Annotated in this window: 15 protein-coding genes; all 15 read left to right on the top strand. The window is 45.7% G+C overall.

What is annotated here, in order from left to right; all coding sequences use genetic code 11:
• Nucleotides 1-302: 302 nt before the first annotated feature.
• The 15 genes from FS628_RS03095 (at nucleotide 303) to pgsA (ending at nucleotide 14,790) form a co-directional block, all read left to right on the top strand.
• Nucleotides 303-1,982 (top strand): ribonuclease J, encoded by a 1,680-nt coding sequence (locus tag FS628_RS03095; protein WP_076208870.1) that lies wholly within the window; start codon nucleotides 303-305, stop codon nucleotides 1,980-1,982.
• A 280-nt stretch (nucleotides 1,983-2,262) separates the two neighbouring features.
• Nucleotides 2,263-2,970 carry a ClpP family protease gene (locus tag FS628_RS03090; protein WP_145321357.1) on the top strand — a complete coding sequence of 236 codons (708 nt, stop codon included), beginning with the start codon at nucleotides 2,263-2,265 and terminating at the stop codon, nucleotides 2,968-2,970.
• Nucleotides 2,967-3,197 carry a YlzJ-like family protein gene (locus FS628_RS03085; protein ID WP_145318809.1) on the top strand — a complete coding sequence of 77 codons (231 nt, stop codon included), beginning with the start codon at nucleotides 2,967-2,969 and terminating at the stop codon, nucleotides 3,195-3,197. The genes FS628_RS03090 and FS628_RS03085 overlap by 4 nt, the downstream gene beginning before the upstream one ends.
• A gap of 90 nt (nucleotides 3,198-3,287) precedes the next feature.
• Complete coding sequence (locus tag FS628_RS03080; RefSeq protein ID WP_145318806.1) at nucleotides 3,288-6,026, top strand: FtsK/SpoIIIE family DNA translocase; 2,739 nt, start codon at nucleotides 3,288-3,290, stop codon at nucleotides 6,024-6,026.
• 190 nt (nucleotides 6,027-6,216) lie between these two features.
• Nucleotides 6,217-7,050 carry a spore cortex-lytic enzyme gene (gene sleB, locus FS628_RS03075; protein ID WP_145318803.1) on the top strand — a complete coding sequence of 278 codons (834 nt, stop codon included), beginning with the start codon at nucleotides 6,217-6,219 and terminating at the stop codon, nucleotides 7,048-7,050.
• Nucleotides 7,051-7,178: 128 nt separating this feature from the next.
• A complete protein-coding gene (gene yfmF, locus FS628_RS03070) occupies nucleotides 7,179-8,459 on the top strand; it encodes an EF-P 5-aminopentanol modification-associated protein YfmF (RefSeq protein WP_145318800.1) in 1,281 nt (426 codons plus the stop codon).
• 3 nt (nucleotides 8,460-8,462) lie between these two features.
• Nucleotides 8,463-9,743, top strand: a complete 1,281-nt coding sequence (gene yfmH / locus FS628_RS03065) for an EF-P 5-aminopentanol modification-associated protein YfmH (RefSeq protein WP_145318797.1) — start codon at nucleotides 8,463-8,465, stop codon at nucleotides 9,741-9,743.
• A 1-nt stretch (nucleotide 9,744) separates the two neighbouring features.
• A complete protein-coding gene (gene ymfI / locus FS628_RS03060) occupies nucleotides 9,745-10,515 on the top strand; it encodes an elongation factor P 5-aminopentanone reductase (RefSeq protein ID WP_145318794.1) in 771 nt (256 codons plus the stop codon).
• Nucleotides 10,516-10,636: 121 nt separating this feature from the next.
• A complete protein-coding gene (locus tag FS628_RS03055; protein WP_145318791.1) occupies nucleotides 10,637-10,900 on the top strand; it encodes a DUF3243 domain-containing protein in 264 nt (87 codons plus the stop codon).
• A gap of 197 nt (nucleotides 10,901-11,097) precedes the next feature.
• Nucleotides 11,098-11,865: a DUF3388 domain-containing protein gene (locus tag FS628_RS03050; RefSeq protein ID WP_145318788.1), complete on the top strand. Its 768-nt coding sequence runs from the start codon at nucleotides 11,098-11,100 to the stop codon at nucleotides 11,863-11,865.
• A gap of 66 nt (nucleotides 11,866-11,931) precedes the next feature.
• Nucleotides 11,932-12,975, top strand: a complete 1,044-nt coding sequence (locus FS628_RS03045; protein WP_145318785.1) for a helix-turn-helix domain-containing protein — start codon at nucleotides 11,932-11,934, stop codon at nucleotides 12,973-12,975.
• A gap of 97 nt (nucleotides 12,976-13,072) precedes the next feature.
• Nucleotides 13,073-13,237: a hypothetical protein gene (locus FS628_RS31250; protein WP_167350848.1), complete on the top strand. Its 165-nt coding sequence runs from the start codon at nucleotides 13,073-13,075 to the stop codon at nucleotides 13,235-13,237.
• A 153-nt stretch (nucleotides 13,238-13,390) separates the two neighbouring features.
• Nucleotides 13,391-13,882: a YajQ family cyclic di-GMP-binding protein gene (locus FS628_RS03040; protein ID WP_017689115.1), complete on the top strand. Its 492-nt coding sequence runs from the start codon at nucleotides 13,391-13,393 to the stop codon at nucleotides 13,880-13,882.
• A gap of 28 nt (nucleotides 13,883-13,910) precedes the next feature.
• Nucleotides 13,911-14,063, top strand: a complete 153-nt coding sequence (locus FS628_RS31245; protein WP_186327705.1) for a hypothetical protein — start codon at nucleotides 13,911-13,913, stop codon at nucleotides 14,061-14,063.
• A gap of 139 nt (nucleotides 14,064-14,202) precedes the next feature.
• On the top strand, nucleotides 14,203-14,790 hold the full coding sequence (gene pgsA / locus FS628_RS03035) for a CDP-diacylglycerol--glycerol-3-phosphate 3-phosphatidyltransferase (RefSeq protein WP_145318782.1): 588 nt from the start codon (nucleotides 14,203-14,205) through the stop codon (nucleotides 14,788-14,790).
• The last annotated feature ends 78 nt before the right edge of the window (nucleotides 14,791-14,868 follow it).

Genomic DNA, 14,868 nt, shown 5'->3' with positions numbered 1-14,868 from the left:
TTGTTTTTAATCATGTATAATGATGTCAAGTGACTGGGTGCGGTATTTTTTTGAAATTGAAAGCGACATCGTTTCGTGGTGTGGCTTTGCGGTGAAAAAGGAAGGAACGGCTAAGAGGGCATTTCAATCCAACTTGTTGGTATAAGGGAATAACTTCGAAGAACTTCTTCCAGATATCGTGAATAAAGGTGTTCTTTTGCATTCATCCCGATAGGTGGGCATGTAATGTATGGACTACTTTTCTTAACTTACAATAAATAATAAGGTACGACGTCCAACTACCATAGGAGGTTTAGATTCATTTGTCTAAGAAAAATAATAACGATAAACTGATGATTTTTGCTTTGGGCGGCGTAGGCGAGATTGGTAAAAACATGTACGTCATCCAATACGCTAACGACATTGTAGTCGTAGATGCTGGTCTTAAATTCCCTGAAGAAGATATGCTTGGTATTGATATTGTCATTCCTGACATTTCTTACCTAACTGAGAACCGTGATAAAGTAAGAGGAATTATCCTTACTCACGGACATGAGGATCACATTGGTGGTCTGCCATATGTTCTCAAACATCTGAATGTTCCTGTATACGGAACAAGACTTACGCTTGGACTTGTAGAAAACAAGTTGAAAGAAGCGAACTTGCTGGGTGAAACAAAACGTATTCTGATTGATGCTGATTCCGAGATCCAACTTGGATCTGTTCTGAAAGCATCGTTCTTCGCTACTAACCATAGTATTCCGGATTCCGTTGGTGTATGTGTCGAAACACCGGAAGGTGCAGTAGTTCATACAGGTGACTTCAAATTTGACCACACTCCAGTCAATGGTCAATATGCAGATCTTCAGCGTATGGCGCAGATCGGAACCAATGGCGTGCTTGCGCTTTTGTCCGATAGTACGAACGCTGAGAAACCTGGATTCACACCATCGGAGAAAAATGTGGGTATCGTTCTGGAAGATATTTTCCGTAAAGCAAGCCAACGCGTTGTTGTAGCGACATTTGCTTCCAACGTACACCGTATCCAACAGGTGATTAACGCAGCAGAAGTAACTGGACGTAAAGTTGCAGTTATCGGACGCAGCATGGTCAATGTGGTCGGTATTGCTTCGGAACTCGGTTACCTTGAGATTCCGGATGGCATGATCATTGAACCTGAAGAAGTAGGCAAGATGGCTGCTGATCGTGTCGTGATTCTTTGCACAGGAAGCCAAGGCGAGCCAATGTCAGCATTGACACGCATGGCTCGTTCCACGCACCGTAAAGTGGACATCCTGCCAGGCGACACCGTAATTATCGCAGCAACACCAGTTCCAGGTAATGAAAAATATGTAGGCCGTACGATTGATGAACTGTTCCGTCTGGGTGCTAACGTGCATTACAGCGGTGCTAACAGTGGCGTTCACGTATCTGGTCACGGTAGCCAGGAAGAGCTGAAACTGATGCTTAACCTGATGAAGCCGAAATTCTTCTTGCCAATTCACGGTGAATTCCGTATGCAGCGCCGTCACGCAGTTCTTGCTGAATCTGTAGGTGTTGAGCCGGAAAACATTTTCATCACGGATATTGGTGAAGTGATTGAAATTCAAGGTGGAGCAGCACGTAGAGCAGGTAAAGTTACTGCAGGTAACGTGTTGATTGACGGCTTGGGTGTAGGTGACGTAGGTAACATTGTACTTCGTGATCGCAAATTGTTGTCACAAGATGGTATCCTTGTTGTCGTAGTAACACTGAGCAAACAGGATGGAAAAATTGTTTCCGGTCCTGACATCATCTCCCGCGGATTTGTGTATGTACGCGAATCGGAAGGCCTACTGGATGAGGCTAACCGGATCGTAAGCAGCACATTGCAGAAGTTGATGAGTGAGAACGTTAACGAGTGGGCTTCACTCAAAACGAATGTCAAAGATGCACTGGGACGCTTCCTGTATGAGCAAACTCGTCGCAGACCGATGATTTTGCCAATCATCATGGAAGTTTAAAATAGGCTAAACAAAAAACATATATTCAGGCACACAGTCGCCCCTTCTCTACGAGTAATATTGGACGGTTCCTCGTAGAGAAGGGGCTTTTTTTGCGTTTTTCAAGGAGATCGCCACAATGTGAAGCAATTTGATGTTGCGGGTATAAGGCGGTTGGAAAATTCCCCATACTAAGGAAATACATTAAATGTTTCTGGAGAAGGGGATTAATGAAATGAATGAACGTATGAATGACAAGCAGGCGTCAAAATCCAATCAGCCGGAGGTTGAAGCACCGGAAATGCCGATCAGGGAGGAGAAGGACATCTCTCCCGTGACGGAGGCTATTCAGCAATTTGGGCAGACACAGTCGCCAGCAGGCGAATCGAACATCTTCTGTATGACCATTATTGGACAGGTGGAAGGGCATTTAATTTTGCCACCACAAAATAAAACAACAAAGTACGAGCATATTATTCCACAGCTTGTCGCTGCAGAGCAGAATCAGCGTATTGAAGGTATTCTGATCATTCTGAACACAGTAGGCGGAGATGTAGAGGCGGGTCTGGCTATTGCAGAGATGATTGCTTCTCTGAGCAAACCTACGGTTACTGTGGTCATTGGAGGCGGGCATAGCATTGGAGTTCCGATCGCTGTAGCTTCGACGTATTCTCTCATTGCTGGAAGTGCCACGATGACGATCCATCCCATTCGTATGAACGGTCTTGTCATTGGTGTACCTCAGACATTTGAGTACATGGAGAAAATGCAGGAACGGGTTGTTCGTTTCGTCACTTCACATTCAAATATATCTGAAGAGATGTTCAAGGAACTGATGTTTAAGACCGGTGAGTTGAACCGGGATATTGGTACAGCTGTAGGAAGCGCAGATGCAGTGAAATATGGACTAATGGATGCAGTTGGCGGCATTGGTCAGGCCATTGCGCAGTTAAATCAGCTCATAGGCGACAACAGACAGACCCTGCAAGCGGGAGGTTATACCCAATGACACTATACACCGTGATGCCCCCTGAACAACTATGGTCAGGCATGTGGAAAGAGACTGAAGATACGAGAGAGATCAAGATGAATGGATTATTAATGCAGGTGAGACCAGTGAATGATAATGAAGCTGTTATTGTACGATTGCTGGATTGTCCACTTGAAGCCTATCTCAATCCTGCCAATATGCCGGGTTCAACCATCCCGCTTTCCGGTAACTCGGGGTCAGCATAACACGACGAATTCAGACAAATTGAGCAGAAAAAGAACATATGTACGGATTATATTTGTATGGTATAATATTCTTCTGGGGGTGACCTGATTTTGGCCAGAAGAAAAAAGAGGAAAAAAAAGGGCGCTGGTTTTAGTGGCGTTTTAAAATATGAGATATACGGGATTGTGCTTATAACCCTTGCTGTGATTGCATTATCGGGTGAAGCCACCGTTGGACGTTCGCTTTCCAAGATGTTCGGACTGATGCTTGGTAAGTTTTATTTTGCGATTCCACTTGTCGGTATATATTATGGCCTCATGGTGATGATTCATCGGAAATGGCCTAGTGGTTGGACCACACGCAAGACAGGACTGGTACTGCTGGTTTTTGCCTTAACCTTGATGAGCACCGTCTCTGCGATGCACCAGAAGCTCATTCCGGTTGGTGCGCTTGAGCCTGGTGCTGTTATTACACAGGTACATAATGATATGCAAACCGAGTTGCTAACCCCTGCTGCGCCAGGTGAGAGGGACTCTATGCTTAACAAGGATATCAGCGGTGGTTATATTGGAGCGGGGCAATTTGCTCTGTTCTTGTGGCTATTCGGCAGCCTTGGGGCAAGACTCATCATGATCGTCATGTTTGTGATCAGCTTTATGCTGATTACGAGTCTTTCATATGTGGATCTGATTCGAATATTCAGAACCAAGATATGGGATGCGGGGAGTACCATGTACAAGAAGCTGGAGTCCAGGCCAACTGCACGTTCTGCTTCAGCCGTTGATGGCAGGAAGAAAGGGAATGCTCGTAAAGTGGTACCTGTTCCTGTTGAAGATGATGAAGACGAATATGAGGATGAATTAGAGGAACAGCATCTGCCAAAACGAAAAGCGCCAATATTCTTCCAACTGTTTGGAAAATGGGGAGCTGATCGCGAACGTGCGAAGTCAGAACGTGAACTGAATCAGGTGGATTCAGCGGAAGCGGAACAGATTGTTTACCGGGCCGTTCAGAATCATGATTCGGAAGCATGGCAAGAAGAAACAGGAGACGTAGCGAACCACATTGCCTCGCCACCTGTTGCTGTACAAGCTAAACCTAATTCTGCACCGATCATTCGAGACTTCTTCGAGCATGTCAGAGCGGAAGATGCAAGCATCGAAGATGATCTGGACGATGCATATCCTTTCCCGGATGATCTCACTGATTCCAACTCAGCTCAAGAGGGCGAGCGTGCTATTAAAATAACGGATGAACTGGTAGAGACGGAGTGGTCTGCATCCGATGCGGGAACGGGCGTGCCGAATGCTATGGATGACATTCAGAGTGGAGAAAAAGTCCCAAGCGATGCAACGCTTGGGACAGATAGTCCAGTTCCTGAGGGGCAGGACGCACAACCAATCAAACCACCGCCTCCACCACCGAAGCCCTACAAGCTGCCTTCATTCCGTCTACTTGCCAAGCCGAACAACGGAGGCAAGGCGGGTGACCAGAAGGATTATATGCAGACAGCACGCAAGCTGGAAGCCACACTGGAGAGCTTTGGTGTTCGCGCCAAAGTGCTTGAAGTGGTTCGGGGCCCTGCGGTAACAAGGTACGAAATTCAACCCGATATCGGTGTGAAGGTCAGCAGGATTGTCAGTCTGACTGATGATATTGCGCTGGCCCTGGCGGCAAAGGATATCCGGATGGAAGCACCGATTCCCGGAAAGTCAGCTATTGGTATTGAAGTCCCTAATGGCGAGGTATCAGTTGTAACGATGCGTGAAGTGATGGAGACGGCAACGTTCCAGGATGCCGAATCCAAAGTCACTATTGCATTCGGCCGTGATATCTCCGGACAGACGATCATTGGTAATTTGGCTCGTATGCCCCATTTGCTGGTTGCGGGTGCTACAGGTTCCGGTAAGTCGGTATGTATTAACGGAATTATTACCAGTATATTGTACAAAGCGAAGCCAGATGAAGTGAAGTTTCTGATGGTCGATCCCAAGATGGTTGAGTTAAACGTATATAACGGAATTCCCCATCTGATGGCACCGGTAGTAACAGATCCTAAACGAGCGTCACTTGCTCTCAAAAAGATCGTCGTCGAGATGGAGAAGAGATATGAACTGTTCTCCAAATCAGGCACACGGAATGTTGAAGGTTATAATAATCTGATGAAAGATAATCCTGCAGCGGTGCTTCCTTATATCGTTGTCATCGTGGATGAGCTTGCAGATCTCATGATGGTTGCAGCCGGAGATGTGGAAGATGCGATTGCGCGACTGGCCCAGATGGCTCGTGCAGCCGGGATTCATCTAATTATTGCGACGCAACGTCCTTCCGTTGACGTTATTACCGGGGTAATCAAGGCCAACATTCCATCCCGAATTGCCTTCGGGGTATCCTCTCAAGTGGATTCCCGGACGATTCTGGATATGGGTGGGGCTGAGAAGTTGTTGGGCCGTGGAGACATGTTGTTCATGCCAATGGGTGCATCAAAACCGGTGCGTGTACAGGGTGCCTTCATGAGCGATGAAGAAGTCGAGAATATTGTTAATTATGTACGTGGTCAAGGTGAAGCGCAGTATGATGAGTCCATTGTACCTGAGGTGGATGACTCCGTGCAGGCAGCAGACGAAGTACAGGATGAGTTATATGAGCAGGCTGTACAGATTATATTGGAGGCGAAACAAGCTTCAGTATCCCTGCTACAACGCCGTATGCGGGTGGGTTATACCCGTGCAGCACGATTAATTGACTCCATGGAAGCCCGGGGTGTAATTGGTCCTTACGAGGGTAGTAAACCACGGGAAGTGCTGGTGTCACTTGAACAGTATCAACAAAATAAAATAAGCTCGTAGTTTGGTCTAGATACAATGGATCGTTTAGCCCTCAACCTTATTGGTTGAGGGCTTTTTGCTTGCCCATCGAACTGAAGTTTTGCCATCTACTCCAAAGATCGGATGTTTTGGTGCATAGGAAGCAAGCAGGCTTGTCATAATAACCTTAGCGATTCTGTTAATCCCACAAGAGAAAGGTAGAGCACAATCGATGCGAAAAATGAATCTTTGGCTTTTCACTGCTATTTTGCTGATATCCGCATTGGGAATTCGTTATTTGCTTCCTGGGAATGCAGCAACTGAAAGTTCCGCCGAGCGTACACCGCAGGTAGAAGAAAAGGCCTTGCCTACGTTTAGCAGCAATACAGTGAAATATGGTAGTTACGGTCAGGATGTATATGAGCTTCAGGGTCGTCTGAAGTACCTGGGATTTTACAATGGTAAAATCGACAGTAATTTTGGCAGCAGCACGTTGAAATCCGTCAAATGGTTTCAATCCGAGTTTGGGATGAAAGCAGACGGTGTGGTTGGTGCTGAAACCAAGCTAAAGCTGTATAACGCTTCAACCAAATGGTCGCCAACAGAACCACCATTGCACAAGGATTCCGCAGGTGGGGGTGGGGGAGGCGGCAACAACAACACAGCAGACAAAGAGCAAGATAATATGGGGTCTGCCAATGCACTCGGTCTCTCGGAGAATGAACTCAAAATTATGGCTAACGCAGTATATGGCGAGGCCCGGGGGGAACCGTTTGAAGGTCAAGTTGCAGTAGCAGCAGTAATTCTGAATCGCGTAAAATCACCAAGTTTTCCAAGTACGCCTTCTGGCGTAATCTTTCAGCCAGGTGCATTTACGGCTGTAGCAGACGGACAGATATATCTGGAACCGAACGCACAAGCCAAAAAGGCAGTTGAACAGGCATTGAATGGTTGGGATCCATCCGGTGGATGCCTCTATTATTTTAATCCGAAGACAGCAACATCCAAATGGATTTGGACCCGTCCACAGGTGAAAACAATCGGGCAGCATATTTTTTGTATGTGATGATGTTGGAAGCAACCAGAAGGCTTGACTTCGGTTGCTTCTTGCCTTTTGATTGGGTTAAAATGGTTGTTACGTTTAAGCTTGAACATGAGTGCACGATAAATGACGCCGTAAAGGGGTTTTGACATTTGAATACATCAGGATTCGAACGAGGCAGCAAGCGAGAGTTTCGTATACATGTGCTACCGACCAAACGTTTCAAAACGTTCGCAATATCGCTATATGCAGGAGTTCCTTTGCGGGAAGATACGGTAACCAAAGTAGCACTGACACCTTTTGTTTTGCGGCGCGGCACGGAGTCGTATCCCGAAACAACGCAATTTCGTGAGCAACTGGAGCATCTGTATGGAGCAGGTTTTGGTTTTGACGTCTATAAACGCGGGGATTACCAGATTGTTCAGTTCCGAATGGATACCATTAATGATTCCTTTGTTGGAGGGGATGAACAGCTACTGGATCGTTCATTTGCCTTCCTTGGAGAGGTTCTTACCCGACCTGCACAGGAGAATGGACATTTCAGGACGTCTTATGTACAAGCAGAGCGAGAGACGGTTCGTAAAAAACTGGAGTCCATCGTGAATGATAAAATGCGCTATGCCGCTGAACGCAGTATCGAGGAAATGTGCAAGAACGAACCATACCGTCTTCATCCACTGGGTCAGCGAAAGGATCTGCCTGGGATTGAACCTGACACACTGACTGCATCTTATCAGGAGTGGCTGCAACAGGCGAGTATGGATCTGTATGTGGTGGGTGACACGACATTGGAGGAGGTTGAGAACCTCGTTCAGCGTCATTTCAATGTAGATCGAACGTCTTCCTCCGATTACAAGACACAGGCAGCAGTACGAGGAGATAAGGAAGTCGAAACCGTTGTTGAGCGACTTAACGTGAGTCAGGGAAAACTCAATATGGGACTACGCACATCGATCACCTATGGAGATCCTCAATATGCAGCGGCATTAATGTACAACGGGATTCTCGGCGGATATCCGCATTCTAAGCTATTTGTGAATGTTCGTGAAAAAGAAAGCCTGGCGTATTACGCGTCTTCGCGCTATGACGGACATAAAGGCATTGCGACAATTCAATCCGGGATTGAAATCCCCAACTATGAAAAAGCCGTAACCATCATCAAGCAACAGCTGGAAGAAATGAAAAGTGGAACGATCAGTGATCTCGAAATGTCCCAAACCAAAGCGATGATTCGTAACCTGCTTAAGGAAATGCAGGATTCTGCCTTTGAGATGATCGCTTATGACTTCAATCGGCAGTTGTCTGGCAAAGAGAGAACGGCTGAAGAACTGTTGGCTCAAGTAGAACATATCAGCAAGGAAGATGTTCGTGAGGCGGCAGAACAATTCCGTCTGGATACGATTTATTTCTTGCGGGACGAGAAGGAGGAATAATCGGTGGAGAGCATTCGGTATGAGCATCTGCAGGAAACACTATATTACGAAGTGATGGATAACGGACTGCATGTCTATATTTTGCCTAAACCTGGATTCCAGAAAACGTATGCTACGTTTGCAACCAAGTATGGGTCAGTGGATAATCATTTTCAGGTTGAAGGGCAGGAAGAAGTGAAGGTCCCGGATGGGATTGCCCATTTCCTGGAGCATAAAATGTTTGAAGAACCAACGGGCGATATTTTTGCCACGTTTGCATCTCATGGTGCTTCAGCTAACGCGTTTACGAGCTTTGATCAGACGGTTTATTTGTTTTCAGCGACTGAACATGTGAATGAAAATATACAAACATTAGTCGACTTTGTGCAAAATCCTTACTTCACGGATCAAAACGTGGAAAAGGAAAAAGGCATTATCGGACAGGAAATTGACATGTATGCTGATAATCCGGATTGGCGTGTTTATTTTGGATTAATCGAAGCCATGTATCAGAAACATCCGGTGCATATCGATATTGCAGGAACGGTGGAGTCCATCCGTACGATTACGAAAGAGATGTTATATGAGTGCTATAACTCCTTCTATCACCCGAGTAATATGCTCTTGTTCGTGGTGGGTGGTGTAGATCCACAGGAAGTCATTGATATGGTTCGTTCGAACCAGAAACAGAAGGATTATAAGCCACAGGGAAGTATTCATCGCTTCTTCGAACAGGAGCCTGAGCAGGTAGGAGAAGCCAGACGGGAATCGAAACTGGCTGTTTCACTGCCCAAATGTCTGTTTGGATTCAAAGAGACGGACGTTGGACTTACCGGAGAACAATTGTTGCGAAGAGATACGACAACACAGTTAATGATGGATCTTCTGTTCGGTTCAAGCACACGGTTATTTCAGAAGCTTTATGACGAGGACCTGATCTCCGATAGCTTTGGACATGAGTATAACAGTTCGCCACAATATGCCTTCTCGGCTATCGGTGGTGATACGAAAGACCCGGATCAACTACTCGCACGTATTCGTGAAGAAGTGGATGCTATTGTGGAAAAAGGATTTGAATCCACGGACTTTGAACGTGCACGCAAAAAGAAAATAGGCGGATATTTGCGCATGCTCAATTCTCCGGAGAACATTGCACATGAATTTACACGTCAGCAATTCCGTGGCGGTGATTTCTTCAATATGCTCCCGCTCTATGAATCGATTACACTGGAAGATGTGAATCTCAGACTGAGAGAGCATATTCGCTGGGATCAACTGGCTGTATCGCTAGTCGTGAGTCCTTGATATGGAGAGGGGAACAGGACAATTGAAGGCAATTGGGGAAATGACTGTACTGGTTACTGGAGCAAGCGGTGGCATCGGAGCGGCTATCGCAGAACGTTTCGCCAGAGTTGGAATGAATGTCGTTATACACTATATGAAATCGCATGAAGCAGCGAATGAAGCGGCCAGACGATGCATGGAACAGGGCAGTGGCAAGATCATGACCGTGTCTGCGGATCTTCGCAGCCGTGAACAGATTGAGCGTATGCGTGAGAAGCTGGAGTCACACAATCTTATGCCAGATATCCTTGTGAACAACGCAGGGATCTCGCACTATGGAATGTTGTCTGATGTTACAGAGGAGATCTGGGATGAAGTGATGGCAATCAATTTGAAAGGTACATTTATGTGTACACAAGAAATGATGCCTCACATGATCTCCCAAAGGTATGGCCGAATTATTAATGTGTCGTCGATTTGGGGATTGTCCGGCGCCTCTTGTGAGGTGCTGTATTCCACAACCAAGGGCGGAGTGAATGCATTCACTAAGGCGCTCGCAAAAGAACTTGCGCCATCCGGAGTAACCGTAAATGCTGTGGCACCTGGCGCAGTTCAGACATCCATGTTGAACCATCTCGATCAGAGTGAACTGAAAATGCTGGAAGATGAGATTCCGGCAGGTAGACTTGCCCAACCTGATGAAATCTCATCACTGGTTTATTTTCTGGCGCTCCCTGAATCGGGTTATATCAATGGTCAGATTATTAGTCCAAATGGTGGATGGTTAACGTGAAGGTTGCTGGAAAGCAGCCGTCTCTGGATTATTTTTAAATGCTCGTATATAAAATGTCTCGAAAGCACATATTACAACTGGTTGATTTTAAATCTCATGCGACAGCTAAGGAGGATTTATCATGTCAACAGAAAAAACAGTGCTCTCCAGTTTTGACACATGGAAGAAGTTCTTGGGTGACCGCGTACTGCAAGCAGAGAAGATGGGAATGAGTGAAGATACCATCAACAAACTTGCGTATGAAATCGGCGATTTCCTCGATGAGAAAGTCGATCCGGCGAACCATTCCAACCGGGCATTGAAAGAATTATGGGATGTCGGCGATGCTGATGAGCGTCGTACGATTGCGACCCTGATGGTCAAATTGGCCAAACAAAACGCATAAGATTACAGATGAAGAGCTCCCGCAAGGGGGCTTTTCTCTAATGATTACAAACGGATTACAGAGCTGTTCTTGTAATTCATTTTCATTTTATATATCATTAACGTGACCCATTTTTAGAAGATGTCTCAGATTGTTGTCCAGCGGACACGTTCTGTTGCTGTCGAATAATGTGGAATAATGCATTACGGGGTGTTGAAATGGAATCTAAACAATGGTATATGGAATATAAAATACATAAGAACAGACCCGGTTTGTTAGGCGATATAGCCTCTATGCTGGGGATGCTTGAAGTGAATATATTGACCATTAACGGTGTGGAAGGCAAAACCCGAGGTATGCTCCTTGAATCGGATGATGATGAGAAAATTCGTTTGCTTGGTGAGATGCTTGCCAAAGTAAACAGCATCACCGTATCGGCTTTGCGTCAACCTAAATTGGTGGATATTCTGGCCGTACGTCATGGTAGATATATTGACCGTGACTCGGATGATCGCAAGACATTTCGTTTTACACGAGATGAACTTGGGTTACTTGTGGACTTTTTGGGTGAAGTATTTAAGAGGGAAGGCAATCAGGTCATCGGTTTGCGTGGAATGCCTCGTGTTGGCAAAACGGAGTCCATTATTGCGGGTAGCGTATGTGCAATGAAGCGATGGACATTTGTTTCCTCCACACTTCTTCGTCAGACCATAAGGAGCCAACTCTCCGAGGACGAATTGAACCCAAACAATGTGTTCATTATCGACGGTATTGTTAGTACCATTCGCTCCAGTGAGCGTCATTACAATTTGTTGCAGGATATTATGACCATGCCTAGCACCAAGGTTATTGAACATCCGGATATTTTTGTACAGGAATCCGAATATGATTTTAATAATTTTGATATTATTATTGAACTTCGCAACAATCCGAATGAAGAGATTATTTATGATACGTTTACGGCTAGCTACACCGACGAATTGTAAGGAACCGTACGGAATCATGGAATAGATTAGCAACAACTCAAGAGATAAACATAAGGGGGAGATGGCATGTCTGAACTGGGTCAGCAGTTAAGAGAGGCCCGGCTGCAAAAAGGGATGAGTCTTGACGATGTACAGGAAATGACAAAAATTCGCAAGAGGTATCTGGAGGCCATAGAAGCAGGAGACTACAAAGTGCTGCCGGGCAGCTTCTATGTGCGTGCTTTCATTAAAACCTATGCGGAGACCGTGGGACTGAACCCTGATGAGCTGCTGGAGGGACACAAAAAAGACGTACCGGCAGAAGAGGCGGAAGCAACGATGGAACCGGTTATTCAGAAGCGTTCCAGCCGTCCAGTTGAACGTAGTAATCGATGGATGTCTGTCGCACTGATGTGGACATTCCCCGTTTTGATTGTAGTTCTGTTGTATGTATACGTGGTGTATAACAATGGTGATGAAGCGGATAATCAGGGGCTGGATTCGGTCAAAATTACAGACAGTCAACAACAGCCTGAGGATAAACCGGATCAACCTGCCGATAACGGCCAGGCATCTAATCCGCCTGCGACAGACTCAGGCGCTGAGGGTACTGGTGAAGGCGACGCTGGTGGTAATGGTGGCGGTACGGACACAGAAGGACAGACAGACGGTCAAACGGATGGCCAAACGGATGGACAGACAGATGGAACTGAAGAAGAACCACCTGCCGACAATTCACCGTCTACTGTAACGGTCGCAGAAGATGGAAAATCAGGAAATATTACGAACTTTAAAGTTAACGGAAGTGCAGGCCAGCCTGTAACGGTTACAATTAAAGCAACAGGCAATAGCTGGCTGGAAGTTTACAAGGGCGAGAACTCCAGTGGAGAGAAGTTGGAGTATGGCAATACAGCCGATGGCGACAGCTATACCTTTGAACTGGATAGTGCGGGAATGTATATTAAGTCCGGTTACGCTGCAGCGACCACGATTGAGGTTGGTGGGCAAGTTGTAACGGATGGCAAGGCCACCAATCGGATCCGTCTGAAACTTGGCGAAGACAGTGGTAGTACAGCTTCATCCACAGGCGTTGAAACAGGTTCAACGGATGGTACAGAAGGTACCAATTAAGGGATTACCACGGGTAGCGAATAACCGAGTTTACTGCAGGAGACAATAACAGTGTCTTAACTTGCAGTTAACTTTTGGTGAAGTGAGGTGGATGGCTGTGACAGTCAGCTGGATCGTAACAGGTTTAGGGATCATTGTCAGCCTCCTGGGTTATTACTTGACTCCAAGTGCTTGGGGTTACGGAATTTTGGGTTTTGGACTTGCGCATGTGCTTTTGGGTGTGCTCGATATGTTCAGACAGCCCAACCGGAGCCGCTACTAGTTGGAAGCTGCACCAGAAAGCATTTTTGGCAACCACTTCAGTGGAGGTCAAAAATGCTTTTTTCTTTGAAGAAAACCTCTTGAAATTAGACTTTTGCTTAAGGTATCCTCTATAATGTTACAGAACATACGATTAACTGAAAGGGTGACTGGTTTGAGTTCAGAAAATTCATTTGATATCGTGTCCAAAATGGACTTGCAAGAACTGACAAATGCCGTTACACAAACCGAGAAGGAAATTGGCACTCGTTATGACTTCAAGGGCAGCAAGAGCAGTCTGAAACTGGATAAGGATGCGTTAACGATCGTATCTGATGATGAGACCAAACTCAAGGCTGTCATTGATGTGCTGCAATCCAAAATGGCGAAGCGTGGTCTACCATTGAAGAACATTGATTACGCCAAAGTTGAGCCGGCTTCTTCTGGTACAGTCCGCCAGCGTTTGAATTTCAAACAGGGCATTGACCAGGACATCGCCAAAAAAATCAATATCCTGATTCGGGACTCCAAGATGAAGGTGAAGAGTCAGATTCAGGGAGACCAGCTCCGGGTAACAGGTAAGAGTAAAAATGATTTGCAAGCGGTAATGCAGCTGCTAAATGGTGCTAACTTGCCTCTGGATTTGCAATATACAAATTTCAAGTAATAGGGCCTTTTTTTAGCAGAAGTGTTTTTTGACACTGTATTGGGGCGTATATTATACTAAGTGTGCATTGCTGGCAGTCATGCATCAAGTCCAGTCCTCATCGTTTGCTGACTTTGTGAAAAGCAGTACACTTCTGGAAGTCACCGGAACGTTTAAAGCGGTTTTGCTTTTGAGCGGTTGACTTTATTTTTTGCGTTTCTACATAGTGGGATCATGTTAATATGGATTGACATTGAAATTGTACATTTCATGTTCCGGATGATGATAACGGGATTAAGATGAATGTTTGGAGTAATGGAGGATATGAGGGAGGGCGTCTTGTGAATTTACCCAACCGGATTACGCTTGCACGAATTTGCTTAATCCCTTTTTTGATGGTGTTCCTGCTCGTGGATTTTCCATTTTATCCAGAGCCGTTGCAACTTGGAAGCCTTTCGCTTCCGTATAATCAACTGATTGCGGCTGTTATTTTTATCATCGCTGCAAGCACAGATGGAATTGACGGGTACCTTGCGCGGAAAAATAACATGGTTACCAATCTGGGAAAACTGCTCGATCCACTTGCAGACAAGCTGTTGGTTACCGCAGTTTTGATCTCGCTTGTAGAGATGGGCAAGCTGGATTCCTGGATTGCAGTCGTTATTATTAGTCGTGAATTTGCAGTTACCGGCTTGCGTCAAATTGCGTTGCTGGATGGTTCAGTTGTCGCCGCCAGTAATTGGGGTAAGCTGAAGACTGTAGTGCAGATTGTGGCGATTGTGTTGTTGCTGTTGAACAACTTCCCGTTTTCTTACACGGGTATTCACGTCGATATTATCGCAGTATGGGCAGCAGCGCTTATTACCATCTGGTCGGGTATCGATTACTTTATCAAAAACAAAAATTTGCTTCATTTAACGAAAGCATGACAGTTGGCGTTAAACTGGGTAATCATGAAGGAAGCATTGGGTCAGGGGCAATAGGAAAATATCCTATTGCCCTTTGAT

Source organism: Paenibacillus xylanexedens (assembly GCF_007676705.1).
GTDB lineage: Bacteria > Bacillota > Bacilli > Paenibacillales > Paenibacillaceae > Paenibacillus > Paenibacillus xylanexedens_C.
Note: the sequence above shows the minus strand (reverse complement) of the source record. Positions and strands in the feature narration are given on the sequence as shown.

What these genes read in the sequence shown, in the direction of transcription:
- FS628_RS03090 (WP_145321357.1), top strand. Translation starts at nt 2,263, where the DNA reads ATGCCGATCAGGGAGGAGAAGGACATCTCTCCCGTGACGGAGGCTATT.
- FS628_RS03085 (WP_145318809.1), top strand. Translation starts at nt 2,967, where the DNA reads ATGACACTATACACCGTGATGCCCCCTGAACAACTATGGTCAGGCATG.
- sleB (WP_145318803.1), top strand. Translation starts at nt 6,217, where the DNA reads ATGCGAAAAATGAATCTTTGGCTTTTCACTGCTATTTTGCTGATATCC.
- ymfI (WP_145318794.1), top strand. Translation starts at nt 9,745, where the DNA reads ATGGAGAGGGGAACAGGACAATTGAAGGCAATTGGGGAAATGACTGTA.
- FS628_RS03055 (WP_145318791.1), top strand. Translation starts at nt 10,637, where the DNA reads ATGTCAACAGAAAAAACAGTGCTCTCCAGTTTTGACACATGGAAGAAG.
- FS628_RS03050 (WP_145318788.1), top strand. Translation starts at nt 11,098, where the DNA reads ATGGAATCTAAACAATGGTATATGGAATATAAAATACATAAGAACAGA.
- FS628_RS03045 (WP_145318785.1), top strand. Translation starts at nt 11,932, where the DNA reads ATGTCTGAACTGGGTCAGCAGTTAAGAGAGGCCCGGCTGCAAAAAGGG.